We start from the raw sequence: 13,933 nt of genomic DNA, 5'->3' as shown, positions 1-13,933 counted from the left end.
ATTTCAACGAATTGATGAAATGGCTTTTAGTTTTTTAACTTAAACCTCTAACATACTATTTAGGGTTTCAACCACGTTTTTAGATTTCACCACAGACTGCAAATTTAGCAACGCTGCTTGCACTTGGCTACGTTGTGGCTCTGCCAAAGTGTACCAACGCGACAACACCTGCAATAAACGCGAACCTACAATTGGGTTTTTCTCATCTAAATACTTGGCTAAGTCAATAAAATGCTGAACACCAAAACTCCATGTATTCACAGGGTTGCTATTTAAACCACCACTGACTGAACGAATACGGTTAGGTGTACCCAAATCATAATCAGGATGTGCAGTTAAAGCCTGAATGTTTTCAGCTGTCGCTTTTGGATGTGAAGCTTGAACCATAAACCATTGATCAAGTGCTAAAGCTTCATCTTTAAAACGTGTATAAAAATCTTCCAAAGCAGCTTTGGCTTGCGGTGCATCATTCCACACCAAGACACGCAATGCCCCTAAACGCTCAGACATATTTCGAGTTGTTTGGTATTGCTGCTTTGCCAGCTCAAACGCTTCGGCATCGCCCTGACGTGCCATTAACGCCAACATGATATTCTTTAAAGCACGTACACCCATTGCCTGAGAGAAATCTTGCTGCATGTCTGGATCAAGGCTTAAATAGGTTTCTTTGCAGAATGCACCAAGTTCGCGCGCCAATGTATCTAACAGCGCATTGCGTTGTTGCTGAATTTTTTCAGGTTGATAATTTTGATCAATACGGCTGCCCAAATAGCCTTCAGAAGGTACATCAAAAATACGTGATGCCAACAAAGGATCTTTTTCAATTAAAGCAGGTACTGTATTTTTCATGGCTTGCAAATAAGTATCTGCTGCATGTTCTTCCAATAAAATACGTTCCAATAGAGTCTGAGTCGCCTGCCACTGGTTAAAGCCATTGGTTTCGTGCTGCATTAAAAATGCCAATTCATCATTAGAATAGTTAAATTCTAAATTCACAGGTGCAGAAAAATTACGCAATAAAGAAACAACGGGATGCGCAGTTATACCGCTAAATTCAATACTTGCTTGTGCCTGATCAAACAAATACACACCATCTTTTACTGAGTTTTCAACCAAAGCTTCAGACTGCAAAATATATTGCTCGCCTGTTTCTGCATTGAACAATGCCAATGCAACAGGAATAGGCAATGCTTTTAAGTTTGGATATTTGGCATTGCTTTTCAGACTTTGTTTTAAATTTAAACGATAAACCTGCGCAGCCGCATCGTATTCGCCCTGCACTTCAAGCTTTGGTGTGCCTGGTTGATTGTACCAAGTCAGGAAATTAGATAAATCAACACCTGAACCTGCGCTTAAAGCATTGACCCAATCTTCAACCGTGACTGCTTGTCCATCATGACGACGGAAATATTCATCACTACCTTTACGGAATTTTTCTTTACCGAGTAAAGTCGACATCATGCGGTTAATTTCCGCACCTTTTTCATAGACTGTTGCGGTATAGAAGTTATTAATTTCTACAAAATGATCTGGACGTGGCGGGTGCGATAACGGGCCAGAATCTTCGGGGAATTGATGTGCTTTGAGCACCGCCACATCATCAATACGCTGTACTGCGGCAGACTGTAAATCTTCAGAGAAAGATTGGTCACGGAACACCGTTAAACCTTCTTTTAAACACAACTGGAACCAATCGCGGCAAGTAATACGGTTACCTGTCCAGTTATGAAAATATTCATGCGCAATCACGGACTGTACGCGCATAATTGCGGCATCTGTGGTGTATTCTTCATCGGCCAATACACATGACGTATTGAAAATATTCAGACCTTTATTTTCCATTGCGCCCATATTGAAGGCACTGGTCGCCACAATCATATAATTATCTAAATCATACGGCAGACCATAGTGTTCTTCATCCCAACGCATCGAATGTTTTAACGCTTGCATAGCAATTTTGCATTTTGGAATGTCTTTTTCTTCTGCATAAATTTCCAGTGCAACATTACGCCCTTCAGATGTCACATAATGGTCTTTCATGACTGCCAAATCGCCAATCACACAAGCAAATAAATAGCTTGGCTTTTTGGTCGGGTCTTGCCAAATCGCATAATGACGACCTTCGCCTGCTTCACCTGTTTCTAACAAGTTGCCGTTTGCCAATAACACAGGATATTTTTTATCGGCTTCAACACGTGTGGTAAATACCGACAATACGTCTGGGCGGTCAGGATAGAAGGTAATTTTACGGAAACCTTCAGGCTCGTTTTGGGTAACAAATAAATCAGAACTTGCCTGATATAAGCCTTCAAGTTGCGTATTGCTTTCAGGATGAATGATCACGATGGTTTCTAACGTGACTTGATCAGGTGCATTTGCAATGCGAAGCTGCTCACTATCTAATTGATAGTCACTTTCCGATAATTCCGTGCCATTCAAAATAATAGATTTCAATTCTAAATCACGGCCCAATAACACCAAATCGCCTGCAGTCTGACGCTGCATTTTCAAAGTTGCACCCACTTGGGTGTAATCTGCATAGACTTGAATATCTAGCTCTACAGCATCTACCAAGAATGAAGGTTTTTGATAGTCTTTTAAATAGATAGTTTGGCTGGCTTCAACCATAGGATTTGCTGCAATATTCATCTTGTCCTCATTCTTTGTGGCGATGCGCTTGTTTTTGTAAAGTTGCAATGATCATACGACAACTTTCAACATCTGTCTGCGCACAATCTATTTCAGTCTTGTTCAACAATGCTGATTTATATGGGCGCTCAACCCAAGCTTTTCAATCCTATCTGGATTAATCCTGTACAAGTAACATAAAAGCAGACTGTTTAAATCAATACCTGTATTGCTATTACGCGTAAATTTAATATTTTGATATGCAACTTCACTTCAAATACGACCAACACAGGCTAATTTTGATGATGATCAAAAGCACAGAAGCTTCCACCTTTCAGTACACAAGCCATGTATAATGACATATCACGATTTACTTGAGCTTCTATTTCACAATGCTACAAATTCTGCAAAAACAATTAGATGAAAGCACATTATGCCCTTTGTGTCAGGCATCTATGTATTGGGTAGAAGCAGAACAATATGAGCAGGAATTAAATTTTCACCAATGTAGTCATTGTGAACATCGCATCTTTCAAAATAGCCAACAACAAAACTGTCATTGCGCAAGCTGTACCCAACAACGCAAAAAAATCATGGCGGAAACCCGCTTGCAAGAACAACAAAAATTCAAAAAACAGGATGCACCTGAACGCGAATTAAATCAGCTGCGTTTTATAGATAAATTATTTTTATTGAGTATTTTAGATCAGCATGCACAGGAACATATTCCACATGAAGAATTTATAGATTGGGAAAAAATCAAGTATTTAAATATTACCCCCAACTATTTTTTCCAGCACGGCATGATCAAACATTTGCTAAAAGAGCAAATATTAATTGCCAAAGATTTTGCGGAAAATGCGCAGCAATATTATATCAATGTCCGTTTAGATGGTTATTCTGAACCAAGCTTATTCAGCATTGCACAACAATTACGTTATTGGTTTTATGAAAATCTGAGTATGGGCACACCGTTCAAAACAGCAGATGAAGTCAAAGATGCGCTGTATTTATTGCTGTATCAAGAGATTGTGCAGTTTATGCAATTTTATTGTCGGACTTGGGGAATACAAATTGCGGGCAACCATAGTTTTCAGAGCTTTTGCTACCGACTTTTAGATGTCTTGGCGGTTGGGCAAATTTATTACTTGGTGCAAACTGCTTTGGAATTTTTATACCAACAAAAAGCACTCAAACCGCGTAATGAAAACTTTATTAATACCAATTTACTGAAAAAGACTGTGCAGCAATACCGAGAACGGTCAGTGGCTGAAAAATGGGAGACCTCTACCCTGCCACGCCCGCCTAATTTGCCTTTCAGCTATATGAGCGAAATTTTATTCTTCCGCTTTTTGGGTTATGACGAAAGGATTTTCTTTCAACCTGTGTGGCGTTCTTGGCGAAAAATTGAAGCACGACTTAAATTTTATTCACTTAAACGCTGTATGCACTGCGGATCGGATGAACTGACTGTCGATTATGACGCAGAAAATTATGTGTCCTTATTTTGTCGCAACTGCAAACATCAAGATCATTATTTCACTCAATAAAACTTTGGTGAAGATGATGGTTACACCCCATCACTGCCCAAATTCATCATCTACTGCAGTATAGAGTCAACAGGATACGTACAGAGGATTACAGTTTTTCGATGTGATAAGCACCTAATCCACTTTTCTGTTTAGTGCTAAATTGAGTGCCGTTTCAGATAAAGTTTTACCGTCTAATTTACAAATACACATAATGCCCCAACCATCAAAATAATCAGGCGCGTGCTGCAAAAAGAAATTGGAATGTACATCTTGCGGAATTCTCAAATGCATCAGTTGCTCAAAACTTCGTGCTGGAGAATGAGTTTCATGCACATATACGCCTTCACCGCGCTTTTGAATTTCAGGATACCGTGCCGCCATAAGCTGCAAAACTTCATGATATTCCTTAGGCATAGTTTTCCCGACTCTTGGGAAAAAACTTTTAGAACGCGAAGCAAACAAAGAATAAATCTTCGGTTGATTAATGCTAATCACAAACCACAATGGAATAAATGGATTTTTTAAGCGTCGATTCAACATGGCTTTGACTGCACTTGGAATCGTCAAATTTTGTTTTTGATATTCAGACAAAAAACCCGCTCGTGAATTGACCACATGCATAGGCTGTTCATTATAATGAATCAAAATAAAAGGAATAACATTTTGCCCAACCACTTGATCTCGATCATGATATTGAATAACCGTGACTGCGATTGCATCGGGGTCATAAACAAAGGCTTTAAATTCTTCTAAACTAGAATTTGGAAAGATTTTTTGATCGAATTGATAAATTTTTTCAAAAAAATACGATTGCTGCTGCATTGAAAGCGCTTTAAAGTCAAAAACTGTTTCTATTAAATTCATAAAAACAACCCAGTTTCATATTTAAAGAGAGACGCAAAATTTTTTTAATTGGTCAATGCATTAATAATATGACACATTTTAATTACATAATTTTACAATCATTATAGTAAGTTATTAAAAAATATCCAATTTCATTAAAATTAAAACTAAGCAGTTCATTTCAATAAAGTTTTTACCAAAAATTATAATTAAAATTGAATACCAGCATTAATCCATTATATTTTGTGACGCAGTTTACATTATTTTATAACGAACGGTATTGATAGGCAAATTTATATTGTTTTAATAAGTTAAATCCTAATTTATTTCATAGCTTACGCCCCTATTTTTAAAATCAGCTAGGCAAGCTGAAATATCACAATCTATGCTGTTTTAAATGTCATTCATTATTAGATTGAAATTTTACGCATAAAAATAAGGGCTGAATAATCAGCCCTTATTTGATCTTGCTTATCGCTCAACACTCGAACAAATCATAGATTTGCTCTTGCGTTTGCTTTTCCTAACTTAGGTCAACTGAGCAGCAGCAATTTTCTTAGTGTCTACATTCGCAGCAGCGTCTGTGTAGCTTTCCATCTGGTCAAAGTTCAAGTACTTGTAGATGTCAGCAGACATGCTGTCGATTTGAGAAGCGTACTGTTGGTATTCTTCTGGTGTTGGTAACTTACCAAGTACCGCTGCAACAGATGCAAGCTCAGCAGAAGCTAAGTAAACGTTTGCACCTTGACCTAAACGGTTCGGGAAGTTACGTGTAGAAGTAGATACTACAGTTGTGTTCGGTGCTACACGTGCTTGGTTACCCATACATAATGAACAACCTGGCATTTCTGTACGCGCACCCGCTTTACCATAAGTGTTGTAGAAGCCTTCTTCCATAAGTTGACGCTCGTCCATACGAGTTGGAGGCGCTAACCATAGACGAGTAGATAAAGAACCACCAGGAACTTTGTCTAATAACTTACCAGCAGCACGGAAGTGGCCGATGTTTGTCATACAAGAACCGATGAACACTTCATCAATTTTGTCACCTTGAACGTCAGAAAGAAGTTTTGCATCATCTGGGTCGTTCGGGCAGCAAAGGATTGGTTCTTTGATGTCTGCAAGGTCAATTTCATACACTTTAGTGTATTCTGCGTCAGCATCAGCTTTAAGAAGTGATGGGTTCGCTAACCATTTTTCCATGTTCTCAACACGGCGAGCCATAGTACGCGCATCGCCATAACCTTCAGAAATCATCCACTTAAGCATGGTGATGTTTGAACGAAGGTATTCAGCAACTTTCTCTTCAGAAAGTGTGATAGAACAACCTGCAGCTGAACGCTCAGCAGAAGCATCAGACAATTCAAATGCTTGTTCAACTGTTAAGTCAGTTTCCATTTCTGTTAAGTCGATTTCTAAGATACGACCAGAGAAGATGTTTTTCTTACCTTTCTTCTCTACAGTTAAGTCACCTTCTTTAATTGCGTAGTAAGGAATCGCATGTACAAGGTCACGTAAAGTGATACCAGGCTGCATTTTACCTTTGAACTTCACAAGTACAGACTCAGGCATGTCAAGTGGCATAACACCAGTTGCTGCAGCGAACGCTACAAGACCAGAACCCGCTGGGAAAGAAATACCAATTGGGAAACGAGTATGCGAGTCACCACCAGTACCTACTGTATCTGGAAGAAGCATACGGTTTAACCAAGAGTGGATAATACCGTCACCTGGACGTAAAGAAACACCACCACGGTTCATGATGAAGTCAGGAAGCGTGTGTTGCATTTGAACGTCAACTGGTTTTGGATACGCAGCTGTGTGACAGAAAGATTGCATTACTAAGTCTGCAGAGAAACCTAAGCAAGCTAAATCTTTTAATTCGTCACGTGTCATTGGACCTGTTGTATCTTGAGAACCAACAGTAGTCATCTTAGGTTCGCAGTAAGTACCTGGACGAACACCTTGACCTTCTGGAAGACCACAAGCGCGACCTACCATTTTTTGAGCTTGAGTGAAGCCTTTGCCTGTGTTTTCAGGTTGTACTGGAGTACGGAACAAAGTAGATGGTGCAAGACCTAAAGCTTCACGCGCTTTAGCTGTCAAACCACGACCAACGATCAAGTTAATACGACCGCCTGCACGTACTTCGTCTAGAAGCACTGGAGTTTTAAGTTCAGATTCAGCGATTTGTGCGCCGTCTTTGAACGCTGTTACTTTAGCAGCAGCATGGTCGATTTTAAGCGTGATTTCATCACCCATGTTCATATTAGAAACGTCGATTTCTACTGGTAAAGCACCCGCATCTTCCATTGTGTTAAAGAAGATTGGCGCAATTTTACCACCTAAGCAGTAGCCGCCATCTTTTTTGTTTGGAATGTGCGCGATTTCATCACCGAAGAACCAAAGTACAGAGTTAGTTGCAGACTTACGAGAAGAACCTGTACCAACAACGTCACCCACGTAAGCAACTTGGTTGCCTTTCGCGATAAGGTCTTTGATTTGGTTTAATGGACCAACTTCACCAGGAACTTCTGGGTTGATGCCATCACGTACGTTTTTCAACATTGCATTTGCGTGCAATGGAATGTCTGGACGACTCCATGCGTCTTGTGCAGGTGACAAGTCGTCAGTGTTGGTTTCGCCAGTAACTTTAAACACTGTAAGTTTGATTTCTTCAGGTACATCTTTACGGCTAGTGAACCATTCAGCATCAGCCCAAGATTGTAAAACTGCTTTCGCGTTTTCGTTACCTGCTTTTGCTTTGTCTGCTACGTCATGGAACGCATCAAATACAAGCAAAGTGTTTTTCAATGCTTCAGCTGCTAAGCCAGCCAATTCAGCATTGTCTAAAAGCTCTACTAAAGGTGCTACGTTATAACCACCAAGCATTGTGCCTAGTAAGTAAACTGCACGTTCTTTAGAAACGAGTGGAGAGGTTGCTTCACCTTTTGCTACAGCAGCTAAGAAAGCAGCTTTAACGTATGCCGCTTGGTCAACACCTGCAGGTACACGGTTTTCAATCAAATCAACCAAGTAAGCTTCTTCGCCTGCTGGTGGATTTTTTAATAATTCAACTAATGCAGCTGTTTGCACATCATCAAGTGGCTTCGGTGGGACTCCGAGTGCGGCACGTTCTTCAACGTGTTGGCGGTAAGCTTCTAGCACGGTGTTATTCCTCTTTTTTAAAAAATTATTTGTGAATTCCTGCTTTTAAAGCATCACAAACAATATGGACTGCAAAATTTTACTAAACTTCAGGTTAAAAGTTAATGCAACTAGAGTGTTTCTTTGTGATGCCCATTATTTTATAACTAAATGATGCGCATATTGTTCAATTTACAGGCAAAACACGACTTAATTTTAACTTTGTCTGTATGTACACTAGCTTTTCGCCTAAAGTTTAACTCGTAAAAAAGGCAACGCTCATGTTGCCTGTTCTAATGAATGAATGATATTCCACCTTAGTGTACTGTCGTAGCTTGAAGATAGTGCTGTAATTGTTCACGACTACCTTCAAACTTGAGTTGAATTTCATCTTCATGCAGCATGCAATGTTCTGCACTGGTAAACGAAATTTGAACTTGATATATCTTTGCAGGTGCATCAATTTGCTGACGTAAATACACCCGATCACCTAAACTTAAAACATAATGACTGCCGCCAATCACTGCGACACCTTGTTCATCTTCTAAGAGCAAATCTGCATTATGCAGATAAGCAACCACTTCCATTATGCGCTCCTACTGTTTTTGTTATCTTTTTAATTATTCATGAAAAAGATAAGCTTTGCCAGTTTTAAGATTTAGAACTTGTCACAATTTATTTGTTATTTATTTTAGTTTTAGACGTTTGATTCACTTAGGCTATTTTTGATAAAAGATATAGAGGTACAAAACATATTTCAATTTTAATTTATAAAAAAACCGTTCTTTTAGAACGGTTTGTAATCAGGCATTTTATCATGCGGGGTCGCGATACATTTTTCAGTAAATTGCGTACGGACTTTTTCACGTGCCGCATCAACATCACCATTAATTTCTTCAAGTGGCAATGCATATACTTGCTCAATAATCTCTGAGATAAAATTACGGGTAATGTCATCTTCAATTTTATTGGCATGCTCAATGGCACGTTCTTTTTCAATCGCATTTTGACGATCTAGCATGATGGTACGCGCAGCATTGCCAACACTTCGGCAATAGCCTTGCCATTGTTCTTCAGGGGTTAAGGGTTTCTTTTCTGCACAACCCATTAATACAAGCACTGCAGTCACCACCAAAATCTTTTTCATTGAAGCTCTCCTGTTGTGCTTATGATAATCAAAAGTTGACATAAATACGAAACTATCCATGCACAAGCTTAAAAAATGCGCTCTGATAGAACGCATTTTTAAGTGAGGTTGCCGTTAGAAGCGCCAGTTATAGAAAATATCCACTGCGCGTTCTAAAGCTTGACTAGCTTCCAAATACAGTCGTTTATTCATTTGATAACGCAAAGTCAACTTATTGACAGGTGTGAAAACCCCCACGCCATAACGAATAAACAAGTCTGGGGTGATATAACCCGTCAAACTGACTTGGGTATCATCGCCTGTACCTTGGGCATCAAGTGCCAAACCACTTAAACCGAATGTACGTCCAATTTGATTGGTCAAGGCACGTGTACCACCCAATCCCATACTAATACCTGCCGCTGCAATAGTATTGTTGACGTCTGACTTAAAGCTTTCGGTCTGACTCAAACCACTGGTACCTTCATTGATACGACCTGTGATCAAAGCATTTAATGCTTCTTGTTCAGATAAGCCTGCATCGTTATACACTTGAATGTTCGGACTGCTGGCTGTGCCTGTAACTCTAAAGCCGACCATGCTGCCCTGTACATTTTTATTGGCATCCATATCTAAAGTTGGGTTAGAAATTGGGCCATTAAAACGCGCAATGGCACGGTTCAAATCCAGACTTTGTCCATAGGCTTCAATTTTCACACGCTGGCTGACCCCAATCGCACCATTGGCACGCATCGCAGTTTCTAAACCACGTTGAGATAAATACAAACGTCCAATCAGTGGAATACGGCTATTAAAACCTTGGAAAATGACCCGATCACCCAAATTCAATTCAAGATCGGCACGAATATCCCATGGACGAGCTGAACGTAATAATGCCAGTTGATCTTGTCCTTCATGTACCACACGCACATCCGAAGACACGTTAACCACAGGTGCAGACACTTCAGGCATAGAAATTAAAGCCCGAGGTACATCTACACGTCCTTTTAAACTCAGTTTTTTCTGGAAAGGTAAAACATCTAAGGATACATCTGGCGTAATCATTGCAGTAATTAGCGGTGCTTGACGAATTAATAAGTCTTTACCGTTTAAATTTAACTGAATACGCGGATCATTTTTCCAATCCACACTGCCCGTTAAACGCCCTACACCACCACCGCTGTTAAATGCGCCATTAATGCTGGCTTGATCTTGGCGGATAGAGGAATAGACCTGCACATTGGTCAGATTTACAGGTAACGAAATCATGCTGATCGCACCATCTTTCAGGCGCATTTCACCTGTGAGTAATGGTGAAGTTAAAGTCCCATTGATCTTGCCAGCAAAGGACAAAATGCCTGCCATTGAGCGCACATCGGCAATAAACGGTTTAAAAACTTTAAGTTGTACCTGATCAAAGGCAATTTCACCGCGCATTGGCATGTTTTTAGTGTAAGGATCAATCAGTACATTGGCATAACCTGTACCAATTTCAGGTGTTTTCACATCTATGCGTAATTTCAAGCCTTCGGCAATGCTTTTTGCGACCACAGCCACTTGTTCATAGCGCAAGGTTGAGCCTATATCTTGTGGATCGTCCGCAGCAAGTCCAATGACGCCATCACGCGTGACCAAATGTGCATCAATTTTTGGCTTCTGTCCTTTTGCCCACGCCGCTTTGGCATACCCATTAACCTTGCCTGTAATCGCCAAACCTTCAGGCATAAATGCAGAAAAGTCATTTAAGTCTAAGTTTTGAGTCACAAATGATGCATTGGCTTTGGTTTTACTCACACGAATAGGTTGATCAAAACACAATTGGCTTTGCTGACTCATCCAACAATGCGCACCAACATACAACTCACTGGTTCTATGTTGATAAATCACGGCTGCGTTTTGGCGCTGTGCCAAGTGGGTTCTTAAGGAGTCAAAATCTCCTTTCTGAATTTGTCCCATCCAATCATTTTGTGCATTTAAACCACCCGCCAATTGTACATAAAACTTACTCAGCTTATTTTCGGCTTCTAGTTTTAAAATATGTGCCTGACGTGTACCTGCTAAAGAAATCTGCCCTTGCTCGATGCCACGGTTGCCACTGCGTAAATTTTCCATGGATGCCGTCATCAGCGTTGGCGTATTTTCAGAGGTTGGCAATTCACCTTGTAGGCGCAATTTACGCACGCTGAAAATATTATTTACACTGAACTGATCAACAGCGAAATTGGCAGTGGCTTGTAAGCGTGGCTGCGACTGCACATTGATATAGCCATACGCACGTCCACGTAAACCTGAATAGATTTCGTATAAAGCAGGCGCATTGACTTTAATACGCAGATTTTGTGCATTCCCCGTTGCTTGTAACTGATTTTTGGCATAAGACAAAAATAGATTATTGGCTTCAAACTGTTGTGGTAAAAAGCCTTTTTGATTAGCATCAATCAACATGGCTAAATTCCCCGTACCACGTACAGGTTTATTATTCAGCATGCCTGCCAAATTCAGACGTTCAATGTTGATCCGTTTTTGAGTGTCTGACCAAATACCTTGAGTGCGAATATTGCCCGATAATTCACCACGTACACTGGACACAAAATAGTGCGGCTTAAAGCGAATTAAAGAAGCGTTTAAATTCCAGCTCACCCCCTGATTCAAATGCAGCAAACCATCCGCCACAATTTGCCCTGCAACACCATTATGGCGTAAGTCGCTAATTTTAATTAGTTCCTGCGTACCCGATAATTTTAGTTTTAAATGTCCTTCACTGCCTTGAATGGCACTGGCATTTAACCCACCATCATAATTCACGGCAAAACTTTTAAAGCCACCACCAGCTTTCACATCATGGAACAATAAAGCGATGGTGCTTTGCCCAGTTAAATGTACGTTTTCATTTTGATTGACCAAACGCCCTGTCAAATTAATATCTTTCAAATGAATAATTTGCTGATTCGGCAATGCAAAACCATTGGCTTTAAACTGCCCATTTAACACATTAACAGGTGCTGCGGTGCTGATACTTTGCGGATTAAAGTTTTTCGCAGCCAATACCGCATTCCATTTCAACTGACGTTTATCAGTTGGTAAATCAATGACGGCGCTGCCTGCCAAATGACTATCTGCAGTATCAAATTTAAAATTAGGAATATTTAAACGATTATTCTTTAAATTCAATTTGGCTTGGTACATGCCCGCAGGTAACATGGTTTTTTCATGTGTGCTGACTTTACTCGCCACAAAAATATCTTGCTGACCTTCTACCAAGGCCAATTGCACATCACCCGATTCACTTTTCAACCAACCCACATACGGCACAGCACGGTCTATGTTGTTCCAGCGCACATCAAGCAACATCGGATTTGCCGCTTTGCCCTGCGCAGGTTTTTGATCGAGTTTTAAATTCCAAGTTTCATATTGGTCAAAATCGACTTGTGCAGTTAAGTGTGTGCCTTTTTCCAAATGACCTTTAGATGCTAAATTGGCATCTAAACTTGGCGGTAAAAAGTCTTTGACCACTTGAGGAATTAGTGGATCTTTAGGATTAATTTTATCCAGACGTCCTGTTAAATCCCAATTGACTTTTTTATCCCAACTGACAATGCCCGCTACATTGGCAGCACCTTGCATAAGTTGTGCATTTAAATTACTGATATTCAGTTGATGAACTAAATCGGTATACATCAGACCTGTATATTGACCTTTAGGGATGTGTTTACCGCTCAAATCCGTATTGACATCAATATCTAAACGCTTGATATCGCCTTTAAATTTAGCTGCACCTGCTTGGGTAAAAAGTTCCTGCTCGGTCAAAATAGGCCAACGGTAGTCTTTAAATTGTAACTCACCAAACATTGGCACTTGTTTGCGCATAGGGTGCAACACTACCCATCCAGTGAGCAAGTCAGGCGTATTTGTTGCAACACCTGCCTGAACTGTATCGAGCGTGCCTTTGCCAACTACCTTAATATCGTGAATATTTAAACTGTTATGTAAAGATGGAATATTTAAAACACCCACCACATTAAGCGGATATTTACCTTCAAACTTCATATTGCCTGTGGCATTTCGTACATTCAAATACTCCATATCCATCTTGGAGTCTTCAAATTTAAGCTCTGTGCCTGACCATAAGGCATTGTTTAAATGAATATCGTAAAAATCGACCTGAGTTCCAGAAGCGGTTTGAATCAATAAATGATCGACATCGGCAGTATCTAAACGCAAAACAAAGGGTAAACGGATTTCATTGAATTTGAATGGATCATCACTCGGTGGACCTTTTGGATAAATCTGCAGATTACGCACATCGGCACGGTTAAGATGGATTTCCTTATCTAAAATGGCACGCCAACCAAGAATGACATCGGCACGGTCAATTTTGACATCAACAGGTTTTAAGCTGACGATGATATTGCGCAAAATAATCCCGCGCCATAAATTACCGCCTTCATATTCATAATGAATAATTTGTTGGCGCTGCAATACACTATCTAATAAGAACTTTGAGCCACGGTCTGTTGAGAACATCAACACCAAAGCGGACACCAATAACACCAGCATCAACAGCAGTGACAATAAAACACTCCTGAGTATTCGACGCTTTTTAGGTGGCGTTACTGGAGTTTCTGGTTGCTGTTCAACTTCAGCCATAATGTTCTCT

The 13,933-nt window shown here is 40.1% G+C and carries 7 protein-coding genes; 1 reads left to right on the top strand and 6 read right to left on the bottom strand.

Features of this window, described 5'->3' with window-relative positions; genetic code table 11:
- Positions 1–39: 39 nt before the first annotated feature.
- Positions 40–2,649, bottom strand: a complete 2,610-nt coding sequence (pepN, locus tag HX743_RS05050; protein WP_178318666.1) for an aminopeptidase N — start codon at positions 2,647–2,649, stop codon at positions 40–42.
- Positions 2,650–3,020: 371 nt separating this feature from the next.
- Here pepN and HX743_RS05045 point away from each other — a divergent pair, with 371 nt between their 5' ends.
- On the top strand, positions 3,021–4,178 hold the full coding sequence (locus HX743_RS05045) for a hypothetical protein (RefSeq protein WP_004973232.1): 1,158 nt from the start codon (positions 3,021–3,023) through the stop codon (positions 4,176–4,178).
- Positions 4,179–4,292: 114 nt separating this feature from the next.
- Here HX743_RS05045 and HX743_RS05040 read toward each other — a convergent pair whose 3' ends face one another.
- The 5 genes from HX743_RS05040 to HX743_RS05020 form a co-directional block, all read right to left on the bottom strand.
- Positions 4,293–5,024: a hypothetical protein gene (locus tag HX743_RS05040; protein WP_004973230.1), complete on the bottom strand. Its 732-nt coding sequence runs from the start codon at positions 5,022–5,024 to the stop codon at positions 4,293–4,295.
- Between the two features lie 507 nt (positions 5,025–5,531).
- Complete coding sequence (locus HX743_RS05035; protein ID WP_096900892.1) at positions 5,532–8,171, bottom strand: bifunctional aconitate hydratase 2/2-methylisocitrate dehydratase; 2,640 nt, start codon at positions 8,169–8,171, stop codon at positions 5,532–5,534.
- Positions 8,172–8,467: 296 nt separating this feature from the next.
- Positions 8,468–8,737 (bottom strand): hypothetical protein, encoded by a 270-nt coding sequence (locus HX743_RS05030; protein ID WP_004973220.1) that lies wholly within the window; start codon positions 8,735–8,737, stop codon positions 8,468–8,470.
- Between the two features lie 200 nt (positions 8,738–8,937).
- A complete protein-coding gene (locus HX743_RS05025) occupies positions 8,938–9,297 on the bottom strand; it encodes a hypothetical protein (protein ID WP_178318665.1) in 360 nt (119 codons plus the stop codon).
- A gap of 114 nt (positions 9,298–9,411) precedes the next feature.
- Entirely contained in the window at positions 9,412–13,923 is a 4,512-nt protein-coding gene (locus HX743_RS05020; RefSeq protein WP_178318664.1) for a translocation/assembly module TamB domain-containing protein, read from the bottom strand.
- Between the last annotated feature and the right edge of the window lie 10 nt (positions 13,924–13,933).

Source organism: Acinetobacter sp. Swhac1 (genome assembly GCF_013390985.1).
GTDB classification, from domain to species: Bacteria; Pseudomonadota; Gammaproteobacteria; order Pseudomonadales; family Moraxellaceae; genus Acinetobacter; species Acinetobacter towneri.
The sequence above is the reverse complement of the archived record's forward strand: the minus strand, read 5'-3'. Positions and strand labels throughout refer to the sequence as shown.